This is a genomic window from Paenibacillus sp. OK003 (genome assembly GCF_900109515.1).
In the GTDB taxonomy this organism is placed as follows: Bacteria; Bacillota; Bacilli; order Paenibacillales; family Paenibacillaceae; genus Paenibacillus; species Paenibacillus marchantiae.
The window spans coordinates 270,516-295,324 of record NZ_FOBD01000006.1; the positions used below are offsets into that span (position 1 = coordinate 270,516).

Consider the following 24,809-nt stretch of genomic DNA (forward strand, 5'->3'; position numbering starts at 1 on the left):
TCAATGAAAATAACAAAACCCCATCCTCATGATGCGAGAATGGGGTTAAGAGTGGAGTTGTGACAACTCTGTATTACGGTTGGAAATGCACGGCTCCAGAAGGCTCGGATTCGCCTATGCTGTTGCTGGCGGATACCTTGAACCATCCACTGGTGGATGCAGGTACTCCGTAGTCCATGGAGGTCCCTGAAGTTGTGCCAATTTTGGTGTAAGGGGCTGACCCTGTCTCACTAAAATATACAGCATAACTTTGAACACCATCCGATTCCGGATTGGAGGCCCACTGAATGCGCAGTCCTTGGGAGAGCGCCGACACGCTCACTTGGCCCGGTGTAGCCGGAGCCGTAGTTGCGGCGTTCTCATTCTGGGAGTCTTCCGGTGTAACGACTGTTCCCGGAACATTAATCGGTTCATTTATTTCTTCATCTGCAGGAGGCTCCACCGTTCCCGCACTGCTAACTGCTGCGCTAGGAGCAGACTCACGACCAGCTACATCCACTGCTGTCACGTAGAACGCAAAGTTTCCACCTTGTGCATATGCGGTAAATGATCTGGACTCACCTGTCAGGACAACCTGCCCCTGATTTTGGAATCCGGCGCCATTTAATGAGCGATACAGGCGATAACCAACCACGTCACTTTCCGGTGTTGCGTTAAACGTAATCACGGCGTTCCCGTTGGCGACGGAGATTCTCACATTGCCTGGTGCATCTGGTGCTTTGCCATTATCCGTTCTTGGATCGATCTGTGTTGGCATGTCTGCATCAGCATCTTCCGGCAGGTAATATGCAAGTGATTCGTGACGACTCATGCGTGAGAATGCACTTTGCAGTTCCTTGATGAGATCAGAGATCGGTTTCTTTCGCTTGACGACGGTTTTCTCTTTCGTCATATCTCCAGGTGTTTCATCACGCGGAATGTAGTTGACACCATTGTAAGTGATATATTTGGCTTTGGCGACACCATCATCGCTGTCCTTCGGCACAAATTTGCTATTGAAAATATCAGTGACAAATCGGTCAGTCAGAGAGGTTGGCAATTTGCCGCTATAAGCCGATACAGTTCGTGTCTCGATCCCGGATGGTTTCTTGAACGCATCGGTTACGAACATCTCTTTGTCAGTAGCGATGACTTGATTCATGATTTGCGTCCACAGCTGCTGTGCACGTTTCTTCTGTGATTTGGTCTCCAGGGTGTTTACAGGCTGTTTGTATCCAACCCATACACCCAATGTGACATCCGGCGTATAGCCTTCAAACCAGACATCGGCATAGTTTTGAGTTGAACCCGTTTTGCCTACGATCGGCACACTCTGGGAGTACTTGTAATTTTCACGAACTTTATCGGCTGTACCTTCCGTAATAACGGTGCGAAGCATATCTGTCATCAGGTATGCCGTCTGCTCTGAGAAAGCTTGAACAGGCTCTGCATCGTGTTTATATACGATATTTCCTTTTGAGTCTACGATTTTGCTAATCATATAGGAATCATTGTACACACCATTGTTGGCAATGGCTCCATAGGCATTGGTGAGCTCTTCAACGGTAACACCGTACTGAAGTCCTCCAAGAACACCGGTCTGAGCTTGGTAATCTGCCGGCTGGATGGTGGTAATCCCCAGCTTCTTGGCAAAAGCCCATGATTTGTCGATACCAACTTCTTCGTTGAATAGCTTAAGCGCAGGCACATTTAGCGAGTAGTTGAGTGCTCTACGGGCCGTCACAAGTCCCTGGTAACGATTGTTGGCATTTTTCGGAATATGGAATCCGGTCTGGCCGTCCTTCAGAATTATCGGTGAATCGTCAATAATGGAAGCCGGTTGAACAAGTCCTTCATCCAGTGCAGGCAGATAAGCGGCAATAGGTTTCATGGTTGAACCTGGCTGACGCACCATCTGAGTTGCATAGTTCATCTGCTCATCCTGGAAATTACGGCCTTCAATCATGCCGAGAATGGCTCCTGTTTTGTGATTGATCAACATGGCAGCCGTCTGTTCTTTTCCCTTCACGGGATCGTCAGCAGCGAAATTACTGTCATCTTCGGCAATGGTACGCATTGTTTTGTAGATACTCTTGTTGATCGTCGTGTAGATACGATATCCGCCTGTACGCAATTGCTGCTGAGCTTCTTCCAGCAGGGCACTGCTTTCCTTTTGCGGTGTATCGGTATCCGTATCCTTGGCTGTATCCGCATTGGCATCCGTGCCTTCAGCCTTATCCGAATTCAGTTGCTTCATTAAAATCTGTGCAGCTTGTCGCTCTGTTTCCATCATAAGGTATGGATAAGTATTGTAAGCTTTGATGGTTTTGGGTGCGAGTGAACTCTTGATGTCAAAAGCAAGAGCTTCGTCATACTCGGACTGATTAATTTTGCCCAGTTCCAGCATACGGCGCAAGACCAGATGCTGACGATTGATTGCACGCTCAAAATTTTCCTCAACAAAGTCGCCTTTTCCATTAAAGGCAGAGTAAGAGGAGGGGAGCTGAGGCAATCCGGCAAGATAAGCAGCCTGAGCTGTGTTTAATGTGCTCAAATCATTAATATTGAACAGTCCTTTGGCAGCTGCCTTGACTCCATATACATTATATCCACTGGAGCCGTTACCAAAAGGAACCTTGTTCAGATACGCTGTCATAATTTCGTCTTTGGTCAGGAAACGTTCGAGTCGGAGCGAAAGTAATATTTCTTTCACTTTCCGGTCTTCGGTTCGATCCAGATTGAGGAATACACGCCGGGCCAATTGTTGAGTCAGTGTGCTACCGCCGGTTTGAACAGATTCTTTCAGCACTTTCTGTTTCACGGCACGGAGCGTTCCGCTCATGTCTACACCTTTATGTTCGTAAAAATGATTGTCTTCAATCGAAATGACTGCATCAATAACGTTCTGCGGGATCTGGTCAAAGGTGACCGGACGCCTGTCTTCTTCTGTTCGTAATTGACCGATCGGGCTGCCGTCGGCAAAGTAAGCAAAGCCTGTGATGGAGTTTTCGCTGACTTTTTGTTCAATCAGCGCCCGTGAACGGACGGGTTCGTCTTTAACAATGGAACTGACGTATCCCATTAGAGCACCGCCTACAAATAGTACCCCCATGAATCCAAGGACAACCATCCATTTGACGAAACTACCCAGTCTGCGGGCAAAACTGCGCTTGCGGGCAGGCTGTTCCTCGGGCTTTTTCTTATTAACATCAACCATTCAGTGTCTTCCTCCTTTTAACAGCACTTATTATAGCATAAAAAGGCTGGTTTGCATGCCTGAGAAATACAAGCAATGGTCGAAAATTGCCATTCTTTCTTGGATTATGATATATATCATGCGGAATTGATTTACATCTCATGAGAAGTCGCGGAGAATTTAAGTGAAACGTGGAAGCACTGAGTGTCCGAGTGTAGATGAAAATGGATGACTATGTATAGGAAGGAGGCCATATCCATGCATTAGGTGCAGGTATGACCTCCACTTTTTTGCTTTTTGTTTCTCTCGAAATAAAAAACAGCTGCCGAGAAAATCTCGGACAGCTGTTTGATGTAAAGCTTAATGAAATTCCAACGATTAACGGTTGTAGAACTCGACGATTTGTTTTTCGTCGATGTCTTGGGACAATTCCGAACGCTCAGGCAAACGGATAAATTTACCTTCCAGAGCAGTATCGTTGAATTCTACGTATGCCGGAAGATGCGAACGGTTTTCCAAAGCTTCCTTAACGGAAGAAAGACCGCGGCTTCTTTCACGCAGGCTGATAACGTCGCCAGTGCTTACTTGGTAAGAAGCGATGTCAACTTTTTTGCCGTTTACAGTTACGTGACCGTGGGATACCAACTGACGCGAACCAGCGCGGGAGTTAGCGAATCCAAGGCGATATACGAGGTTATCAAGGCGGCTCTCAAGCAAGAACATGAAGTTTTCACCTGCGATACCTTGCATTTTTTGCGCTTTAGCAAAGAGAGTGCGGAATTGCTTCTCGCCCAAACCGTACATGTGACGCAATTTTTGTTTTTCTTGCAATTGCATACCGTAGTTGCTGATTTTTCTCCGTTGGTTAGCTCCGTGCTGACCTGGAGGGAAAGGACGTTTCAATTCTTTGCCTGTTCCGCTCAGGGAAATGCCGAGGCGACGGCTCAATTTAAATTTAGGACCAGTGTAACGTGCCATGTTTAAAGTAGCTCCTTTTTAGTTAAAGTTCATATAGGGCTCTGTTTGCGCTCCAATTTGTTGATGCGGGCTAAGCCACACATAGAACGATCAGGAAAGTTCAGCCGCTGTCCTGAAAGCAACAAAAAGAATGAGGGTGACACAACCGGTAATGCCCAAATTTAAAGACCCATTAGTAGTCTTCATCAACAATTTATTTTACAGTTTACTAGAAACAAAGTCAAGCGTGTGATAAAAGCAAAAAAACGTCTAAATTTGTCGATAGGTCCTTAGGCCCAAAATAATGGGACAATTTTCTGAAATATGGATGCAAAAATGCTTTAAAGAGAGTAAAATAGATTGTATCTTAACTTTAAATGATCTTGTACATTAAGGTTATCGCATAGAATTTGCAGGTTTGCGATAACGTCTGCAGATTAATGCATCCGAGTGGATGCAAAAACGGTGCAAAGGAGCGCCTGACATGTTAGAACATCTAAGAAGTAAACCAGCCAGCTTGAATACGCGAAGTTCGGGCGATTCCGCATCTTCTGCCGCTCCTCACGAAGCGCATGTATTCTGGATGCAAAAAATGGACATCACACCTTTTGATTTTTCATATTTGGGAAGCCTGCTGCAACAAGCATACACCGACTGGCATTTCCAACGGCGGCCGCACTCCGACAGATCATCGATCATATACAACGTATGGAATACAGAAGGGATCTGTATGGGGCAAGGGAATGAAGGGGCTCCATTGCTCGATGTTCATTCAACTGTGATGCAATGCCTTGAATCGGGACAGGCACAGTCGTTACGTGGCACCACTGAAAATGGAGAGTACCATCTAATGGCTGAACCTCTGTTCTCCAGAACAAACAGGGATATGTTTGCTGTCTTCACTGCTGTAACCTACGAGCAAAATCGAGATGACACGTCTGAAGCCGTTGTTCGATCGGAGGCATTGCATTATCGTACCTGCTTTTACCGAAGATTTGAATACATATTTATGACGGATCTATTACATGCTCATGAACAAACGGCTCGTGAAGAGCACCGAAGGTCAATTCTGTTCCAAATCGTTCAACGGATGCATGACAAAATGGATGTGGATGCCATATTGGATGAAGTCTTTGACAGCATTGACTACTTATATCCAACGACCCGCATGACATTGTATATGTCTCAGGATCAGAGCAGCCTCAACCCCCGCATTAAACCATTGCTTGTTCATGAGCGTGGAGAAGACATCTGTGTACAATCGTTTATGGAAGGCAAGCTCATTGTTGTTCGCTCAGATGAAGGTGAACATCGAATTTTGGAGGTTGGACTTCCTCTAAAAGGCAAACAAGGGATCTATGGTGTATTTCATATTGAGATGAAAGAGGAGTTAATGGAAGATTCCGATCTCCAACTCATTACGATGATGGCCGATACAGCAGGAACTGCCTTTGAAAATGCCAAGCTGCACGAGCAATCGAATATGTTGATCCAGGAACTTCGTCTAATCAATGATCTGACACAACGTTTGAACAAAAGCCTGCAGCTAATGGAGATCTATCAAATCTCCGAGCAGGAGTTGAAGGACATCTTTCAGGCTGAATCCTGTTGTATTCTTCAACTGAATGACAGTACGGATCATTTCGAAGTGATGTCATCCAATGTGAATGAGTTATCTCGCAAATCTTTTCCGATGGATTATGGAATTGCTGGATTGCTGTATCAAACCGAAGAACCGCTCATTCTATCCAATTATGCGAAATACGATAGAGTGTCATCGGTTTTCATGGATCTTACAGGCTCGATGTCCTTGATTGCTTCACCCGTAAGGGTAAATGGCGAAGTGAAGGGTGCTATTTTGCTGGGACATCCCAAAAAGCAGTATTTTTCGTACGATAATTACCGTCTGCTGCAGATGCTGTCTATTCATATTGGACTTGCTCTCTCCAATGCAACGCTTCACGCCGAGGTAAGACGTTTGGCCAACCTGGATATGCTGACAGGGCTTTTTGTGAGGCATTACCTGGATAGTGTGATCCATGAACGTCAGGCTCATGAATTCTGTGGTTCACTGGTTGTCGTGGACATTGACCAGTTTAAGCAGGTGAATGACACGTTTGGGCACCAAACGGGTGATCAGGTATTGAAGCAGGTAAGCGACATTGTAACAAGTTCCGTCCGGCCTGAGGATGTCTGTGCCAGATGGGGCGGGGAAGAGCTGGCCATCTATATGCCTCAGATTGGTGCTCGTCAGGCACTGGAGTATGCTGAAATCATTCGTACGAGAGTTGCTGAAGAGACAAGACCTTCCGTGACCGTATCCAGTGGTATTGCCGAATGGAACTGGATGGATGAGAAGGTTAGTGTGGAATCGTTATTTTACAGGGCTGATATGGCTCTGTACGATGCGAAGAATGGCGGTCGTAACCGGATCGTCATGGAAGAACAGGAAGTTACACGTTAAGAGAGGACTATTCCGATTGCGGAGTCGTCCTCTCTTTATTTTTTTGAAGAGGTGATGCCAAAGGAAGGAAGTATAAGCAAATAAGGGAGGGGCAGGCTATGGAGAAAGTTTGATGGAAAGGTGGAATAGAACATGTTGAACCGTCGGTATATACGTGGGCTATTGTTGATTCTGAGCATGGTTGTGTTATGTGCTCCTGGTTGTGGATTGTTAGAGCGAGATCGAACTCCCGAGGAATTATTTTCACTGGCTTTATCCGGAATTGCAGGTAAAGAAAAGCTTAGTTTTGATGGTGAAGCAGGATTGCGACGCGAAAGCAGCGGGCTGTTCGAAAATCAGTTTAAATTTGAGGGCAAGCTGGAGGATCATGACCGCTTGACCTTGCAAACGAGGTTGCCTGGAGCTGTGACTGTTGCAGGAACGGGAGTGAAAGGAGTAAATGCCGCCACTGTTAACAATAATGGGCAACCGAGCGGATTCAGCGCATCTTTTGAACGCAAACAAGGACAATGGATGGCTTTAACCGCCCAACATGAGCCCCTGCGCGGATCACTGTCCCGTTTTAATCCCATCGCTCAAATGGAAAGTATCGATCGGTTGAACAAAACGATAAAGTCCGAATACGGTTCAGGTCGACGAACGAAAATACTGCGAATTGAACTCGCGCCGAAAGATGCCAAAACCTGGGCACTTGCGCAGCTTAACGACGAGATGGATGCAATCCGGGCAGAGTATATGCACAAGGCAGCTGCGGTTAAGGGAGGCAGTCAGGCGAAGCTGGAGAAGGATTTGAACAAAGTGTGGGAGCAAGGTGAAACATCGATGCAAGAGATGATGAAACAGGCCGAGGTACAAACGGTGTATCATCTAACCGTGGATCGGAAAACCAGCTTGCCCTTGCGACTTTCCTCGGAAAGCCAGGTGAGCTATAAGGACATGAACAGTAAAAAGAATAAAGAAGCTCTTGTCACAGATGTAAACTTCAGGGCTTATGAGTAGATGAGTTGCGGGACTGCCTGCTGACGGGATCGTTGTAGCGTGCTACAATAGTATCGTAATTTACCGTTGTTCAATTCAGGAATGGCGGATGACAGGAGGAGTTTACACGATGAAGGACCCAAGAATTCAGAAGCTCGCAGCCAATCTGGTGGGCTACTCTGTAGATGTACAGCCCGGTGAGAATGTGCTGGTTGAGATGATCGGCACGGAACGTGATCTGATGAATGCAATTATTGAAGAAGTAGGCAAAAAAGGCGGTAACGTCTTTGTACAGCTGACTGACAAAACAGTACAGCGTGCCATGCTCAAAAATGCGACAGAAGAAATGATGAAAACCTGGGCAGAGATCGATCTGAACCGGATGAAACAAATGGATTGTTACATTGGTATCCGTGCAGGGGAGAATGTGAACGATCTGTCCGATGTACCGGAAGAGAAAATGAAAATGTACAATTCACTGTATTCCCATCCGGTACATAGCGAGCAACGGGTAAAACATACAAAATGGGTTGTGCTTCGTTACCCGAATGCAAGCATGGCACAGCTGGCGAATACGAGCACAGAAGCGTTTGAAGATTTCTACTTCGACGTATGTAACCTGGATTACGCTAAAATGGACAAAGCACAGGATTCACTGGCTAACCTGATGAAACGCACGGATAAAGTGCGTATTACTGGACCAGGAACAGATCTGAGCTTCTCCATTAAAGATATCGGTGCAGAGAAATGTTCTGGTCAGAAAAATATTCCGGATGGCGAAGTGTACAGTGCCCCTGTACGTGATTCCGTGAACGGAACAATTAGTTATAACGCGCCAACGCTGTATAACGGCATTACTTTTGAGAATATCAAATTCACCTTCAAAGACGGTAAAATTGTTGAAGCAACAAGCAACGATACAGACCGCATCAATGAAATTCTGAATTCAGATGATGGCGCTCGTCATATCGGTGAATTCGCCATTGGATTCAATCCACATATCTTGCACCCAATGAAGGACATTCTGTTTGACGAGAAAATTGCAGGCAGCTTGCACTTTACGCCAGGTCAGGCATATGAAGAAACAGATAACGGTAACCGTTCCTCGATTCACTGGGATCTGGTGTTGATCCAGCGTCCAGACTACGGTGGTGGCGAAATTTACTTTGATGATGTATTGATCCGTAAAGACGGTATTTTCGTAATTCCTGAGCTGGAATGCCTCAATCCGGATCGCCTGAAGTAGGAACAGTATTTTGCTGTTGCTAGGAAAGCGGATTCACGGTATCATGTAGTGGTAATTAATAGATGATACCAAAAGTGAAAAGACGGAGGGATTCCTATGTCGAGTAATAACGCGGCGGTAGTTGAAATTGCTCAAACAGCGAGCAAATTTACTTCTTCAATTGTACTTCATTCAGAAAACAAGTATATCGATGTAAAAAGTATTCTGGGGCTGTTTACAACGCTGATCAGCACGCACAGCTATGAACTGCACGTTCATGGCCCGGATGCAGCTGAAGCCAAAGCAGCTATGTCAGAAATATTTGCCAAACATGGACTGAATGTGAGTATCGCATCCGAGTAATGGCACTAAGAAGCATCTCTGCCTATTATGGCAGAGGTGTTTTTTTTGCATGAGATAGTTCAGGTGTATGACAAGACCTCCGTAAAATAGGGAGATTAGGCAGGAATAAGTGTCTTCAATTTGTATGGTTATTTTGGTCAGGTTCTTGTATTAGCTCCTGATTTCGTCTAATATTAGAGGTAGAACGTCTTTACGCGATTTTTGGGACATAGGGGGGAAAAATGCATGACTTCATCTGATCTGCAGGACCAGTTGCACTTGAAAGCGATCAGTCTTCTTCAAGAAGATGCAGATAAAATACAGAAGCTTATTGAAGTACAGATGGAGAATCTGGCTACCCGCTACTGCCCTCTCTATGAGGAAGTATTGGATACACAGATGTATGGGTTCTCCAAGGAAGTCGATTTTGCTGTTCGTGCAGGGCTTCTTCCAGAAGGTGCTGGTAAGCAGCTGGTAAGCGCGCTTGAGCGGAATCTGGCGATTCTATATGAAGCTTTGAACAAGAAGAATGAGCAATAGCCTGCAATAGCGTGGGTCAGAATAGAAGGCATGCAGGTGTTTGCATGCTTTTTTTGTGCGCCTGAATCGGAACAGCTCGTCTGATGTGGTTCAGGCAGAGGGAAAAAAGAAAAAACAGCCTGGAAATGCGATTTCCGGGCTGCCTTTTACGCGCTGTTTTTTTCTGGTTCAACATTGAGGAGGATGGAGTGCTCTTATTTTATACCAGGAAGAACGATACACCCAAAATAACATACACCACCAGAAGAAGCAGCCCCTCATACCAGTTGGTCGAACCGTCCTGTGTGATCGACTTGGCGATAAACACCGACACACCGATGGCGACCAGTTCAATCGTGGTAAACACGATATTCATCGTATTACCCATGAAATAGCTGACAAAAACGAGCACAGGAGCAACGAAGAGTGCGATTTGCAAACTGCTGCCAACTGCGATCTCCACGGCGGCACCGATTTTGTTTTTCATGGCAAGCATAATGGCTGCACTATGTTCCGCGGCGTTACCGATAATGGCAACGAGGAACGCACCGACGAACAGTTCGCTGAGTCCAAATTGTTCAGTAAACACCTCAAGGGTGCCAACGAGCCATTCACTGACGAAGGCAACCATGACGGTTGCAAGAACAAGATAGAGAATTGATTTTTTCTTAGACCACTCGGGTGCATGTTCATGCGGCAATTCTTCATCTTCATCCACCGTGACATCTGCGAGATAGTTCTTGTGTGTAACCATGGAGAACACCAACCACGCTATGTAGGCAAGGATCAGCAAACCTGCGACAATGAGACTGAGTGTGTTCGTATCCTTCTGTGTGATGGAATGGGTGTTCAGGAAGACCGCTGGAATAAACAGGGCAATGATGGCTACAATCATCAGGGAGCCGTTTAGGCCGGCAAGCGATACGTTATAATTCTGAATTTTGAACTTGAGTCCTCCGGCAAAGATACTTAGACCAAGCACCAGCAGCAGGTTACCGATAATGGAGCCTGTCAAACTGGCCTTAACCATGTCGAACAATCCCTCTTTGACGAGGAAAATGGCGATAATCAATTCGGCAGCATTGCCGAATGTAGCATTCAAAAATCCGCCTAACCGCTGTCCGGCATAATGGGCTACATTTTCCGTGGCTTTACCTAAAAAACCGGCCACAAAAATAACCGAAATGGCTGAAATGACGAATTGCAGAATCGAATCCCATTTCAAGTAGTGGGCGAGGGCGCTGAGTGCAAAGGTGGCAATCAGCAAAATGGATGAAATTCGGTTTCTCACAACAAACACCTCGGTTAACTAATTATTTTGTTTTAAACGATATGACTAAATACTTATGAGATTATTTTCATATTTCAATATAACCAAATCATGGTAGGTTGTAAACGCATCTTTTTGAGTTTCATTTGCTTTTTGGGGTCGAAAGGATTTAAAATACGAGTAACGAAGTGAAGGAGGATGTGGCATGGCAGAACAACTTCAACTAGAGGGCGGAAACATCCGGATTGCCGATGACGTAGTGGCGAAAATTGCCGGAATGGCTGCGATGGAGACACCCGGAATTGCCGCAATGTCTGGAGGATTGTCAGAGGGCTGGGCCAAGCGCCTGAGCGGTAAAAACGTACAGAAAGGCGTAGGCGTGGAGGTTGGCCAGCTGGAAGCAGCCATTGATCTGCGCATCATCGTCCTGTATGAGACACCGATTCATGAAGTTTCCCGCATGCTCCAGCAGAATGTAAGAGAAGCGGTAGAGACCATGACGGGGTTACGTGTTGTTGAAGTCAATGTAAAGGTAGAAGGCGTATCTTTCAGAGGCGACGATCTGTAAACTTTAGCAATCCGTGATGGAAGAACAGCGTTATGATGGCTTGGTTCTTCATCTAGATAGACAGAGTGTACCGAGTATACAAAACCGAGTACACACAAAAAGGCTGCGCACCCCATCGGATGCACAGCCTTTTTGGTGTTGCTTTTTTCTATTGAGGGGATACATGATTTGATCCGGTAGGAACAGTCCCATTTACCGAATTCGGCGAATGGATTCACGTGAACGAAGTGCGGGAGAGGTACGTGATGTCTGAACCGTCACCGACTTCGTTTTCTCTTCCTTGATGACGTCCAAATTATTGGTACGTGAGATGCTGAGCAGGATACCCATGGCCACCATCATCACAAAGAGTGAGGTACCGCCATAACTGATGAACGGAAGGGTAACCCCTGTCACCGGAATGGTCTGGGTCACGCCCCCAATGTTGATAAATGCCTGGATTGCAATTAATCCCATAATACCAATACCGACCAGTGTCCCAAATGGATCCGGACAGCGAAGGGAGACGATAATGCCTCGCCAGATGAAGTAGAGGTAGACCAACAGAAACAGAGCAGTTCCAACAAAGCCGAGCTCTTCTCCAATTACGGAGAAAATAAAGTCGTTATAGGCATTTGGCAAATAATGCAGCTTCATCGTACCTTGTCCGATCCCGGAGCCGGTTATGCCTCCATCGCCGATGGCGACAAGGGAGCGATAGAGGTTAAGACTTCCACCTGTCGTATCGGATAATGGATTCAAAAATGCCTGAATCCGGCCGATTTTATAGTTCTGCGATGCTTCCGTAGTTGTGGTGCTATCCGTAGTATCTGAAGAAGACATGGAAGAAAACAATGCGTTTGCTCCAATCGCCAATGCTGCTCCCAGCACAACCAATAAAATGGAAGCCATAATGTGTTTCATGCTGGCGCCACCTGCATAGATGACCAGACCGCAAGTAGCCACAAGAATGAAGCACGTACCAAAGTCCGGTTGCAGCATAATCAGTCCTGCAATGAACCCGACAATGACCAGCACGGGAATATATCCTGTCCTAAGATCCCTGAACCGTTCCCCTTTTTTGGTAATCAGTGCAGCGAGGTACAGAATAATGGCAATTTTGGCGAATTCTGCAGGTTGAATACTGAAGCCGATAATTTCAATCCAGCTTCGGGCACCGTTTACCTTCTTGCCTGCAACCAATACAATTAGTAGCAGTACCGTGGTGAGCAAGAAAAATGGTGCATAAAGTTTTTTGTATTTGTTAAATCGGATATTCATGGCAAAAAACATGCCCACTAAACCGATAACCGCCCACATTAGTTGTTTTTTCGTGAAGTACAGGGCATCATTGTTAAAACCTTTGTTCGCAATTGCAATGCTGGAACTGGAGCTGAACACCATCACCAGTCCGAAGCCCACCAACAATAAAGTGAGGATTAGCAGTTGAAAATCCGGCGTGCCTCTCTTCGTTTTCGTTTGGGCCGTTTGTTGTTTCATGGTTCGGCCCAGCCTAAGCTTCCAGCAGTTCTTTAAGCTGCTGTAGTTTTTGGGCCGCCAGCTTCACGACTGGCTGCGGTACGGTAGAGTCATAATCCAGACCATGCGGAAAGGTTGCTTTTCCAAGATAAACAGCTTCAACTGCTAGAACCGTATCCGGTTTTTCGAGTTTGCCATCGATCGCACGGGTATTAATACGTACAAAGTATTCCGATTTGGTTTGTTCATCTTCGATTTTGTAGTCATATGTAGCACGATAATATTCCCATTGCCACCGGACAAATCCGACTTTCTCGGCGCTCTCATCCAGGTATGCCAAGTCGCTCTTCAAGCCATCCAAGCCTGTATTCTCAAAAATCATAAGCGTCTGATCCTCCTCATAAGCTTCCGAGAGTATAAATCTCGTTCTTTTCTCTAGTTTATGATAGTATGTTTCCCCTTCCCGTGCAAGCTTTCAAGCGGTCATTCGTATCGGTTTTCTTCCAATTCTGCTACAATATACAGCAATAGGTTTCAAGAGGAAGGTTCGGGCTTGATGAAAGTCCTGTTTAGAGAGCGAAAGGATGGAGAGACATGACAAATAGTATATGGTGGAATGACCTGCAAATCCACATGGTAGAATGGCGTCGTCATCTTCATCGGAATCCTGAGGTTTCCTTTCATGAGGAGAAGACATCCTCTTTTGTAGCGGGTATGCTGGAGAGCTTTGGTGTTGAAGTGAGACGACACGTTGGTGGACACGGGGTTATAGGTATACTTCGTGGGGACAAGCCAGGGCCTGTCGTCATGCTTCGTGCAGATATGGATGCACTTCCGATCCAGGATGAGAAGGATGTTGAATATGCGTCACAACAAGCAGGAGCTATGCATGCCTGCGGCCATGATGGTCACATATCCATTTTGCTGGGCACGGCACTGTACTTCAGTCGCCATAAACATGAGATCAAGGGTGAGATTCGCTTTTTGTTCCAACCAGCAGAAGAATTGCTTCCAGGTGGGGCGCTCAAGGTCATTGCAGACGGTGGATTGGAAGGGGTAGATGTCATCTACGGCATTCACCTGTGGACCCCGCTTCCTGTAGGCGTGGCAGCAAGTACCCCGGGGCCTATGATGGCAGCGGCAGATGACTTTTATATCGAGATCAAAGGTAAAGGTGGACATGGCGGCATGCCGCAATCCACGGTGGACAGCCTCGTGGCTGGTTCAGCCCTTGTGATGCAATTGCAGACGGTTGTCAGTCGCTCGGTGGATCCCTTGCGTCCCGCAGTATTGACGATTGGTACAATGCAGGCAGGCTCAGCACAGAATATCATCGCCGAGTTATGCAAAATGACGGGTACGGTGAGAACCTTTGATGAAGAGACGCGCAGTATCATGAAGGAACGTGTGCATACGATCGTGGCTCAGACCGGAGAGATCTACGGTGCCGAGACGAAGTTGAACTATATTATGGGATATCCACCTGTCGTGAATGATGAGCAGGAAACGGCACGTTTCTTCAGTGAAGCGGTAGATGTATTTGGTGCAGAACATGTACAGAAGTCACCGATGTTGATGCCAGCTGAAGATTTCGCTTATTACCTGCAGAAGATTCCTGGCTGCTTTATGTTTGTCGGAGCAGGCAACCCGGAGAAAAATGCCATCTATCCGCATCATCATCCCAAGTTTGACTTTGATGAGGATGCCATGCAAAATGCTGTAAAACTATTTATAGCAATGGCTAAAGGATATACAGCCGAATGATTTGAGTGTAGTTGGGCATCCTATTCATACCAAGGTATGAGCAGGGTGCTTTTTTTGTAGGGTCTTTCTAAAAGGTTAAGCTTTCTAAAAGGTTAAGGTAAGGTCGGTCTGTTGTATTATACAGGTTCAATTTCGGAAAAAACCGAAACTGGACTTTTTGTGATGCCTGTTAATCGGAAAAACATATAACTCATTTTCAAATTAGGGAGGAAGCGGAATGGAGAAAACGGACGCCTGCATTGTCCAGCGTGATTTTACAGTATTGCTTGAAGTGGGCCATCCTGGATTTGACCAAGCCAGAGCTCAATTAGGGATGTATGCCGAACTGGTAAAGACCCCTGCGGCTTTTCATACCTATCGTATCACTGCATTATCGTTGTGGAATGCGGCTGCACTCGGATGGAGTGCTGATCAAGTGATAGCAAGTCTGGAATCCGTGTCTCGTTGGAATGTTCCTGCCGCCCTGATTCAGGATATCCAGAGAATTATCCATCAATATGGGAAGCTTCAACTGAGGCCAGAAGCAAATCATGGGAGAATGCGTCTCGTGAGTGAAGACGAACGATTGCTGGATGAATTAAGCAGTATGAAGACCATCTCGGCTTTTCGAATGGAACGTGTCGATCCCCATGAGCTTATGCTTGGAGGTGAGCAACGTGGATTGTTGAAGCGGGAATTGACGCGTTTGGGTTATCCGGTGCTGGATTATGCGGGATATCGAGAAGGAACAAGTCTTCCGTTTCAATGGCGAACGAATACGAAGGGCGACAGTTCGGACGGTTTTCGGTTGCGTCCGTACCAACGAGATGCTGTGGATGCTTTTGAAGGTAGCGAAGGCATGGGAGGAAGTGGTCTGCTTGTTCTTCCCTGCGGTGCAGGCAAAACGGTTATTGGGATGGCTGTATTAGAGCGTTTACAATGTGAATGCCTTATCTTAACCTCGAACACCACATCCGTGCGTCAATGGATTCAGGAATTGCAGGATAAAACAACGATAACGAGTGAACAGATTGGTGAGTATTCGGGTCAGAAAAAACAGGTGAAACCTGTGACCGTGGCTACTTATCAGATTCTTACACATCGAAAATCGAAAGATGCTGATTTTACGCATATCAAATTGCTCAGTGAACGTCAGTGGGGACTTATCATTTATGATGAGGTCCATCTGCTGCCAGCACCTGTATTTCGGGCTACTGCAGATATTCAGGCTACGAGAAGACTGGGATTGACAGCAACATTGGTGCGTGAGGATGGATGCGAACAGGATGTATTTTCGCTAATTGGTCCGAAACTATATGACATGCCGTGGAAAGAATTGGAGCAGCAAGGGTGGATTGCGAATGTAGAGTGCCAGGAAATACGCATCCCGTTTACTCCTGAACTACGATCAAGCTATTTGGAAGCGGAGGTGAAGCATCAATTTCGCCTTGCAGCCGAAAATCCGGCCAAATTGGCTGTCATTAGACGGATATTGGACCATCATGAGGGAATGCCAGCGCTTGTCATCGGACAGTATCTGGATCAGCTCGAGAGCATTGCCCGGGAAATTGAAGCGCCGCTCATATCGGGTACGATGTCCCAGCAAGAGCGAGTGAAATGGTTTGCAGCGTTCCGGCGTGGTGAGATCAAAACGATTGTCGTATCCAAAGTTGCGAATTTTGCCGTAGACCTGCCGGATGCTGCTGTTGCACTTGAAATATCCGGCAGTTTCGGTTCAAGGCAGGAAGAAGCCCAGCGATTGGGTCGGATCTTAAGGCCGAAGTCTGGAGAAAATAAAGCTTATTTCTATGCTCTTGTGTCCGAGGACAGTAAGGAACAGGAGTTTGCACTACGTCGTCAGATGTTTCTGGTCGAACAAGGATATGAGTACAAGATCGTTCATGAATTGCAGTGAAAAAGCGGTTTACATCTCATCTCTACTTAAAAATAATGGGAAAGGCATGATAAGCGATGCATACACAAGGTAACCTGGATGCGAATTCATTAAAAGAGTTTTCATGGGTTGAAAGAACGGTACTTGGTGTGATTTTCTGCAAATATGCCGGACAACCCTTTTCCAACATGTTGACATCAGCAGAGTGGGCTGTGGATGGTCTTAGCAGAGCTGAAGCAGTAACAGCCTTTATAGCGCTTCGGCACAAAGGATGGATCAAAGCTGTGCGGAAGTCCTGGGGCGAACGCTTGTATTACATACCAGAATCACTACTTCCTTTGTTAACCATTACCTACGCAGCACGAGTTGTACAGTTCGCTCAGCTGAAGACGAATGTAATACAGCAGGATGAAATGACACAAGATAAGGCCATATCCAGTATTGAAGTCCAGAAAGTGACGATTGTTCGAGAGGGAAAACCGGATATTGCTGCAGAGCTTCTTCATGTATTGGCTTGGATGGTAAGAGAAGGTCAAGCTCAAGGAGGACTTCCTTTAACAAGTAAAGGAACGATCCACAAAAAATTGGTGCAGAGATTAAGTCGGATGACGGTTCTGACTCCTGAAGACTTCTCTGAACTAGGTATTCGCTACGATCACGCGGATGTGTATCCAGTCCACGTAGCCCTTATTATTGATTTGCTGCTCAGTCTGGGTTTGATCGAAAAGGCGCATAATCGAATGCAAGTGTCACCTGACCGTCTTTATCACTGGTTAACGTTGTCGTGGTCTTCAATGCACCGAGAAATCTATAGCGTATGTATGGACCGATATGGTAAAGCGGAGCCGAAACTTCAGCATTTTCGTTATCAGTTGCTGATGTTTGCTTCACGGAAAAATGAATGGTTGAGTATTGCGGCAGGGATTTTAGATCACGATGGGCCAGAAGAAGCAATTGAAATAAGAGAGAGTGGAGGTTCTTCAGGATTATCCCTCTTAACACAAATCCGGGGTTGGCTCGATGTTCTGGCAGGTTTGGGATATGGTGAGGTTGGTGAGTCAGCTGCGGGAGAGCTTTTATATCGCTGGCAGATTGATCCGGGAATCTTATTAAACTTTGCGAATGACGAGGCAGAAAAACCGGAAAAGAATACGATTTTTGTACAGCCTGACTTTGACATTATGGTTCCACCAGATGTAACTCCACAGGTCCGCTGGAATCTGGACATTGGTGCAGAGCTTGTGAGCCGCGATCGAATGTCCATATACCGCATAACAAAGGAAGGAATCATCGCAGCATCAGAGATCGGTCTTACAGCGGATGTAATGATAAACTTCCTTAAACGGTATGCTGTCTTGGGAGTGCCTGAGCATGTGGAGCTAGCGATCCAGCAGTGGGGACAGGATGCAGAGGGACTTCACATGGATGCTAGGCAGAACGTTGATCAGGATGAATCGGTGGATAAAGTTAAGAAAAAGGACACCTGGATATATAAATCGAGAAGTGAATTACTTGAAAAGTTGAACAGGCCAGAGGCGGAAGCCATTCTAGATGAGTACATTGTCGGAGCAGATGAGTTCAAAGTCGGACTTGAGGTGCAGAAGGAACTCTTTTATATTCGTGGAAGAGTGGGGCTCATTCAATGTGACTCCAATCTGCACACGTATGAACAGGATCATTCCATCACGGAGCAGTCGGGTCTATTTCCTGGATATGGGGAGATCCCTGAGATGTGGCATAACGAGTGGCGAGGGTATCATGTGTCCACGGCTCGTCAGATTGCTGCAAAAGCCATTGAATGGCAAACAAAACTGGGTCTTAAGCTGAACAGCGATATTGTTTATGTTATCCCCGATCAGATTCAGGGTCATGAAGATTGGACCCTAACGGGCTGGTCCGTATCGGATGGTCGAACAAATCCCGCAGAACGTCGTACTTTTTCACCAAACGAATGGAACCAGATACGCCTGATTATTCCGGACTATGCATAAACTTGATCGACTTTGCCAAAGCAGATCGCCTGTTCCCTTTATTTCTATTTGCAGGAAAAACTCTTCTTAACTTTTCGGGGATATGATATGATGAAGTAGTCTACGTTAAGTAGAACTTTATATATAGATAGGATGAATTTCATGAGCGTAGCGGAAATGAACACGGTCGATATGGCCCAAGTGTTAACGGGCGCATATGAACTGGGCGACATGATCAACCAATCAGCCGAAGTATCGGATTATTTATATTGGAAGCAGCAAGTGGAGACGAACCCTGAAATTCAGGCGGGAATACGCAAGCTGAACGCCAAAAAAGAACTATTCGAAGAAACCCAGCGTTTTGGGCATTTTCACCCGGACTATCACGCCGCAAAAGATCAGGTTCAGGCTTTAGAGCTTGAATTGGAACATTTCGAGGCGGTAGCCCGCTTCAAACAGGCGGAGAAGGCATTGGACGATATGTTGTTCCAGATGTCGGAGACGATTGCATTCGCGGTGTCAACGACCATCAAGGTACCGAGCAATGATCCGAATCCGAAGGGCGGCTGCGGTAGCGGAGGCAAGTGTGGTTGTAGCTAAGATTATGATCAGAACATAAATTCATGACAGACCGGACCTTTCCGAGGCTCCGGTCTCCATTATAGAAAGGCGGGGAAAATGATGTTTGCGGAAAGGACAGGATTCATTATTTGGGTCAGTGATTTGAAAGCGGCTCGTAATCTCGAAAAGTATGGTACCGTTCATTACATCTCCCGCCGTATGCATTATGTCGTCATGTATGTTAATGCAGAGCGGGCTGAAGATACGATGAAAAATGTGAACAGACTTTCCTATGTGCGCAAGGTTGAACGTTCCTACCGGAATGAGATTAAAACAGAGTATGCTAGCAAAACGATGGACAAAACGAGTTTTTACGGGATATAACAAAAATGGTTTGGAAATGTGCAGTGAACTTGTTGCCACTGTACATTTCCAAACGATTAACCAGAGGGGCCCTTCGGGGCCGCTCTTTTATTGAATTAGGCATAAATTGGATTTTGTGAAAAAATCTGAAGTTACGCCTTGAGGTTGCGGGACTTATGTTGTAATATATTGGGTAAATAAATAGATAGAAAGTCCTATCTGGTGGAGAGTGATTCCCATGCGTGATAAGGTGATGCAACGTTGGAGCACGTACGAGCCTTTTTTCGTGGCTCTTGGAGACAAAAAAGTGGCCGACATCGTCATTACCAATCATGCCAAGATGCGGTATGCAGACCGTATTGAGCCGGCACGTAATGATGATGACCATATTGCGGCATGGTTATGGGAGTGTCTGAAGCAGGACCGTATTACACCATACTACCGTAATGAACAGGATGTTTACCTGATCGACGAAGATCTGGTTGTGGTTGCTGAATTTTCCGAACTTGAAGGGGAATATGACATTGCTGGCAATCCGCTTCATAAGATGATTGTTGTTACGTTTCTGGGGAAAATGTCCGAGACGATTGAACTGAGGGATTTAAAATCGTATTATTCTTGGCTAAGACATTCAAGACGAATGACTCTTGTCAAGAACAGTCGCAAGCATAAGTAAGTTTGGAATAATTCATATTTTCGAATTGATAGATTCAGGTTACATCGCATGCAGACAAGCTGCATGCTTTTTTTGTTGGAATTCAGGAAATCGGCTACAATGAGGAAAGCGTACAGAAGAGGGGCGAAGATATGAATTTTCATCAATTGCATATTTTTTATACCGTAGCAGAGAAGGGAAGTTTTTCAGCGGCTGCGCAAGCACTACATATGACACAACCTGCGGTGACGATGCAGATTCAATCACTTGAGGATTATTTTGGGACCAAGCTGCTGCATCGTTCTACCAAAAAAATAGAATTATCCGAGGCGGGTCGGACATTACTGCCTCACGCCAAACGCAGTGTAGAATTGGTCAGACAGACAGATGAGGCGATGTCCGCATTTACACAGATGCTGCAAGGCAGATTGCAGCTTGGAGCAAGTTTGACGATTGGTGAGTATGTGTTGCCACGAATGCTGGGCCCTTTTGCTCGCCAATACCCGGATATCTCGATCGTTATGAAAGTGATGAATACGACGCAAATTATGGACGATATCTTGAAACATCAGCTTAACTTTGGACTGATTGAAGCGCCAGTAAACCACCCGGATATGATTGTAGAGCCGGTCATGCAGGATGAATTGAAGCTGGTTGTTCCGGCAGGGCATGCTCTGGCAGATCGTGGGGAAGTAGAGCTTGAAGATGTGCTGAACTATGCGTTTGTGTTGCGGGAAAAAGGCTCGGGTACCCGTCAGGTGATGGAAGATCAGTTGCAGAACAGAAATATAGATCCGCAGGACATGAATGTGGTGATGGAGTTAGGCAGTACAGGTGCTGTGAAATCCGCCGTAGAAGCGGGTGTGGGCATCACGATGTTATCCCCGTCGTCGGTTCAGCATGAGCTTGCCCTTGGACTGGTTCACATGGTGGATATTCGTGGGCTTGAGTTCAAACGACAATTCTACGCTATACACCTGAAATCTTCATTGCTTCCCTTGTCAGCAGTAGCTTTTCTGAATTATTTGCGTCAGCATGAGCAGACATCATCAGTAGGACCGGCGGAATAAGAGGGTGATATTAATTTTAAATCCGTTCTGTTACTCACTAGATATAAGAAGGAGCTGTTATTCATGCATCAATTTAATGGACGTTGTGATCTTCATACGCATAGCCAAGCGTCGGACGGAATGCAGCCACCTGCCGAGAATGTGAAGCTCGCCAAACAAAGAGGACTGTCTGCAGTGGCGCTGACAGATCACGATACAGTAGCAGGTGTAGCCGAGGCACAGCGAGCTGGCCGTGAATATGGGATTGACGTTGTTTCAGGGGTAGAGGTCAGCACCCGCGCGGGCGGCAAGGATATTCATGTGCTGGGGTATTATGTGAATACAGAAGATGAGCAATTTCTGGAGCGACTGCGCGGGCTGCGGGAGGCGAGAGAAGAACGCAATCATCTGATCATTGCCAAACTGCAGGAGCTTGGACTCGAAATTAGCTGGCAGGAGGTCATTGATGGCCTTGGCCGACCGCTGGAGCCGGATGAAAGCATTGGTAGACCTCATATGGCCGATGTGTTGGTACGAAAAGGATATGCCGCTGATATGAGGGATGCATTCAATCGTTATCTGGCTGAAGGCCAGCCGGGCTATGTATCGGTTCCCCGAGTTGCACCGGAAGATGCATGCCAGTGGATTAAAGATGCGGGTGGGGCTGCTGTTATTGCCCATCCTGGTTTATACAGAGACGACGAATTGGTTCGTCGTATTCTGGAGGACTCCCGCCCTGACGGCATTGAAGTGGTTCATTCGGATCATGGACCAGAAGAGGAGCGCAGATATGCGGAGTTGGCACGGGAATTTGGGCTCATTCAAACAGGCGGTTCGGATTACCATGGTGTAAGACAAGGGGTAGTATTTCATGGGGATCTGGGTAGCAAAACCGTAACCATTGATGTGCTCAATAAACTCCGGGCTGCAGCGGGGAAGTCTTGATTCGGTGCTAAAATTGAATATGAAAAAAAGAAAGGACATAGAGATGGGGTGAGCGTTTGTCGCTAGCCATGTCTCTATGTCCTTTTTAAATTCATTATAATGGGTTAGGTGATGGAATAACTCACCCATGTGCCTTGAGTGGCTCCAAGACGTTCAAATAATTGCTGTGCCCGCTCGTTGGTTGCTGCTGTGATCCAGGACATGTAAGCACATCCGTGTTCACGTGTATACTGCTGACAGTGTTCAAACAGTCTGGCCTCTGCTTCGCCTTCTCTCCAAGCTTCTGTCACAAACAAGTCATTCATAATGGCAACGCGGTTTGCCTTCATCGTGCTGTAGGTAAAATAGAGTGTAGCGAATCCAATCAGTTCACCATCTTGCTCTGCAACGAATTGAACACCGATCTGCTGATCAAGCAGGTTTTTGATCAAAAGCTCGATTGCCTGATCACCAGGCCAGGGGTTGTTATAAAAGCCGACGACATACTCTTTCATTAATGCATTAAGCGGCAGCAAATCATTAAGTTGAGTTGGTCTGATATTTAGCGTCATGGGACACATCCTTAGAAGTTTATTTATAGATTTCACGATTGAATTATTATACATTAAAATGAATTTATATTCAAAATAAAAATAAATCAACAGCATTACGTCCATATTTATTTGAAACAAAGAAAATCCCCCGGTCAGTCTTTTGTTCCGGGGGATTTTTACGTTGCCTAAAAGGCTCGAAAGCAAACACCTTATCCATTTTTGATCGTGGAGGGCAAACTTTTAACCAGTTCTTCGTTCGGCGTCACAAACAGGGTCTTCTGATGGTCATAAATGACAAAGCCTGGTTTGGAGCCACTTGGCTTGCGCACATGTCGGATAAAGGTGTAGTCCACCGGTACGCTGCTGGATTCTTTGGCCTGACTGAAGTAAGCCGCGAGTTGTGCAGCTTCCTCCAGGGTTGCTTCGCCAAAGTCGGTGCTGCGAATGACGACATGGGAACCCGGGATGTCTTTGGTATGCAACCACGTGTCATTGGAAGAAGCCAGACGGTTGGTGACGTACTCATTTTGCAGGTTGTTTTTGCCTACGAGAAGTTCAATTCCCTCCGAAGAAGTAAACTGATGCACGGTAGGGCGGTCGTTTTTCTTCTTCTTTTTGCCTTTTTTGTTGCGGTCGCGAAGATAACCCTGCTGTACAAGCTCATCGCGAATTTCCTCGATGTCATTCATGGATGCGATCGACAGTTGCTGGAGCAGATTGTCGAGATAGTTGATCTCATCTTTCGTTTTTCCAAGCTGCTCATGAATAACAGCCAGACTGTTCTTGTATTTGTTATATCGTTTGAAATAACGTTGTGCGTTGTCAGACGGCGTAAGTAATGGGTCAAGCTGAATGGTAATATTGGCTTGATCTTCATCATAGAAGTTCACCAGCTCCACACTTTTGTCCCCTTTACTAACCTGATGCAGGGAGGCAAACAGCAGCTCACCCCATAATCTGAATTTATCCGCATCGTCGGCTTCCAGCAGATCCTTGTTCAGGTTGTCCAGCTTTTTGATATTTTTGCTCCGCTCATTTTGCAGAAAACGCAGCAGATCGCTCACTCTTTGCTTGACCGTATCCCGCTCGGCCTTGTCTCCGTAATAATCCTCCATACACTTGCTCATTGTGTCATAGGTTTTCTCTGCGTCCTGAATGCTCTGAAGCTGAACGGCCGAGAAAATCATTTTGCCTTTGGCGTTCAGCCCGGTCACAGGCGTATAACTATGATCTCTTACTGGCCCCATGATGGACTCAAAAGCATTCCACAGCGCATCGGCTTCGATTCGACCTTCACCTTCGCTTGCAGCTTGATCATCACCTTGATCGTTAGATACTCGAGAGGTAATCTCTCCTGCGATCAGCGGACTAAGACCGCTGAATGAGTTCACCAGCCAGCGAGAGGCCTCTTCTTCAGCAGCAGTATAGCTATTTTGGAATTCAGTGCTGCTCACTTCCAGTGGATTGCTTTTATGCTGCTCTGGTGGCTCGGTGTACGAAAATCCAGGCATAATGACCCGGTAACTACTGATGGACGGGGTTACGTGATGAATTCCATCCAGAATCGTTCCCGTGATCGGATCGACCAAAACAATATTACTGTGACGCCCCATCAGTTCAATGATGATTCGTTTGACCGAAACATCACCCAGCTCATCACGCTGACGCACGTCGATATGAATTATCCGCTCCATGCCAATCTGACGAATCTCCTCGATGATCGCGCCTTCGCAGTGCTTGCGCAGCAGCATGCAGAACATCGGAGCTTCAGTGGGGTTAACAAACGTTTTTTCGGTAAAATGCACACGCGGATATGTCGGGCTGGCCGAAATAAGCAATTTGCTATTTCCGCGCTGAGCACGAAGGGTCAGTACAACATCATGGCCGTTAGGTTGATGTATTTTGCTGATGCGTCCGCCCTTGCAGCCTTGCAGTTCATGTACGATAGCTCGTGTTACGATGCCGTCCAATGCCATTTTTTTCAACGTCCTCTCTATCTATAACTGAAATGAACACCGGGATATGTAAAAAAAGAACCCGTTGCAGATTCGTATTCGTTTCTATAGCAAAAAATCGGATTGCCACTGTGTATATAACCACAGACCTTTATTTTAGCTTATTCTGCCCATCAGGGAAAGGA

21 protein-coding genes are annotated in these 24,809 nt (G+C 46.2%); 14 read left to right on the top strand and 7 right to left on the bottom strand.

The genetic code is table 11. The annotated features are described in order from the left end of the window. Positions 1–73: 73 nt before the first annotated feature. Positions 74–3,196, bottom strand: coding sequence for a transglycosylase domain-containing protein (locus tag BMW94_RS11475; protein WP_090998385.1), 3,123 nt, complete (start codon positions 3,194–3,196; stop codon positions 74–76). Between the two features lie 357 nt (positions 3,197–3,553). Further along, on the bottom strand, positions 3,554–4,153 hold the full coding sequence (gene rpsD / locus BMW94_RS11480; protein WP_063565580.1) for a 30S ribosomal protein S4: 600 nt from the start codon (positions 4,151–4,153) through the stop codon (positions 3,554–3,556). Positions 4,154–4,616: 463 nt separating this feature from the next. Between rpsD and BMW94_RS11485 the strand changes: the two genes are divergently transcribed. From BMW94_RS11485 to BMW94_RS11505, 5 genes are all read left to right on the top strand, one after another. After that, complete coding sequence (locus BMW94_RS11485; RefSeq protein WP_090998387.1) at positions 4,617–6,596, top strand: sensor domain-containing diguanylate cyclase; 1,980 nt, start codon at positions 4,617–4,619, stop codon at positions 6,594–6,596. A gap of 132 nt (positions 6,597–6,728) precedes the next feature. Then, on the top strand, positions 6,729–7,595 hold the full coding sequence (locus BMW94_RS11490; RefSeq protein WP_090998390.1) for a hypothetical protein: 867 nt from the start codon (positions 6,729–6,731) through the stop codon (positions 7,593–7,595). A 109-nt stretch (positions 7,596–7,704) separates the two neighbouring features. Beyond that, positions 7,705–8,820 (top strand): aminopeptidase, encoded by a 1,116-nt coding sequence (locus tag BMW94_RS11495; protein ID WP_090998392.1) that lies wholly within the window; start codon positions 7,705–7,707, stop codon positions 8,818–8,820. 96 nt (positions 8,821–8,916) lie between these two features. Beyond that, on the top strand, positions 8,917–9,162 hold the full coding sequence (locus tag BMW94_RS11500; protein WP_090998394.1) for an HPr family phosphocarrier protein: 246 nt from the start codon (positions 8,917–8,919) through the stop codon (positions 9,160–9,162). A gap of 225 nt (positions 9,163–9,387) precedes the next feature. Further along, complete coding sequence (locus BMW94_RS11505; RefSeq protein WP_024631139.1) at positions 9,388–9,681, top strand: Fpa/YlaN family protein; 294 nt, start codon at positions 9,388–9,390, stop codon at positions 9,679–9,681. A 199-nt stretch (positions 9,682–9,880) separates the two neighbouring features. On the opposite strand, the gene cax is transcribed toward BMW94_RS11505, so the two are convergent. Beyond that, the gene (gene cax, locus BMW94_RS11510; RefSeq protein WP_090998396.1) at positions 9,881–10,951 is read right to left on the bottom strand and encodes a calcium/proton exchanger; all 1,071 of its coding nucleotides are present in this window, start codon (positions 10,949–10,951) and stop codon (positions 9,881–9,883) included. 184 nt (positions 10,952–11,135) lie between these two features. On the opposite strand from cax, the gene BMW94_RS11515 reads away from it, so the two are divergent. After that, the gene (locus BMW94_RS11515) at positions 11,136–11,498 is read left to right on the top strand and encodes an Asp23/Gls24 family envelope stress response protein (protein ID WP_024631137.1); all 363 of its coding nucleotides are present in this window, start codon (positions 11,136–11,138) and stop codon (positions 11,496–11,498) included. A gap of 192 nt (positions 11,499–11,690) precedes the next feature. Here BMW94_RS11515 and ftsW read toward each other — a convergent pair whose 3' ends face one another. Continuing rightward, a complete protein-coding gene (gene ftsW / locus BMW94_RS11520) occupies positions 11,691–12,977 on the bottom strand; it encodes a putative lipid II flippase FtsW (protein ID WP_090998398.1) in 1,287 nt (428 codons plus the stop codon). Between the two features lie 13 nt (positions 12,978–12,990). Next, complete coding sequence (locus BMW94_RS11525; RefSeq protein WP_053784292.1) at positions 12,991–13,338, bottom strand: YugN family protein; 348 nt, start codon at positions 13,336–13,338, stop codon at positions 12,991–12,993. A gap of 212 nt (positions 13,339–13,550) precedes the next feature. On the opposite strand from BMW94_RS11525, the gene BMW94_RS11530 reads away from it, so the two are divergent. The 8 genes from BMW94_RS11530 (at position 13,551) to BMW94_RS11565 (ending at position 22,136) form a co-directional block, all read left to right on the top strand. After that, positions 13,551–14,720: a M20 family metallopeptidase gene (locus BMW94_RS11530; protein WP_090998400.1), complete on the top strand. Its 1,170-nt coding sequence runs from the start codon at positions 13,551–13,553 to the stop codon at positions 14,718–14,720. Between the two features lie 217 nt (positions 14,721–14,937). Continuing rightward, a complete protein-coding gene (locus BMW94_RS11535) occupies positions 14,938–16,614 on the top strand; it encodes a DNA repair helicase XPB (RefSeq protein WP_090998403.1) in 1,677 nt (558 codons plus the stop codon). 56 nt (positions 16,615–16,670) lie between these two features. Continuing rightward, on the top strand, positions 16,671–18,584 hold the full coding sequence (locus BMW94_RS11540; RefSeq protein ID WP_090998405.1) for a helicase-associated domain-containing protein: 1,914 nt from the start codon (positions 16,671–16,673) through the stop codon (positions 18,582–18,584). Between the two features lie 141 nt (positions 18,585–18,725). Continuing rightward, positions 18,726–19,163, top strand: a complete 438-nt coding sequence (locus tag BMW94_RS11545) for a YlbF/YmcA family competence regulator (RefSeq protein ID WP_090998407.1) — start codon at positions 18,726–18,728, stop codon at positions 19,161–19,163. A gap of 81 nt (positions 19,164–19,244) precedes the next feature. Then, on the top strand, positions 19,245–19,508 hold the full coding sequence (locus tag BMW94_RS11550) for a YlbG family protein (RefSeq protein ID WP_063565591.1): 264 nt from the start codon (positions 19,245–19,247) through the stop codon (positions 19,506–19,508). Between the two features lie 217 nt (positions 19,509–19,725). Beyond that, on the top strand, positions 19,726–20,163 hold the full coding sequence (locus BMW94_RS11555) for a hypothetical protein (protein WP_063565592.1): 438 nt from the start codon (positions 19,726–19,728) through the stop codon (positions 20,161–20,163). A 131-nt stretch (positions 20,164–20,294) separates the two neighbouring features. Continuing rightward, positions 20,295–21,212, top strand: coding sequence for a selenium metabolism-associated LysR family transcriptional regulator (locus BMW94_RS11560; protein ID WP_090998409.1), 918 nt, complete (start codon positions 20,295–20,297; stop codon positions 21,210–21,212). 63 nt (positions 21,213–21,275) lie between these two features. Continuing rightward, the gene (locus tag BMW94_RS11565; protein WP_090998411.1) at positions 21,276–22,136 is read left to right on the top strand and encodes a PHP domain-containing protein; all 861 of its coding nucleotides are present in this window, start codon (positions 21,276–21,278) and stop codon (positions 22,134–22,136) included. 104 nt (positions 22,137–22,240) lie between these two features. Here the strand turns inward: BMW94_RS11565 and BMW94_RS11570 are convergent, their stop codons facing one another. Beyond that, positions 22,241–22,687, bottom strand: a complete 447-nt coding sequence (locus BMW94_RS11570) for a GNAT family N-acetyltransferase (protein ID WP_090998413.1) — start codon at positions 22,685–22,687, stop codon at positions 22,241–22,243. 191 nt (positions 22,688–22,878) lie between these two features. Beyond that, positions 22,879–24,645 (bottom strand): Rqc2 family fibronectin-binding protein, encoded by a 1,767-nt coding sequence (locus BMW94_RS11575; protein WP_090998416.1) that lies wholly within the window; start codon positions 24,643–24,645, stop codon positions 22,879–22,881. Between the last annotated feature and the right edge of the window lie 164 nt (positions 24,646–24,809).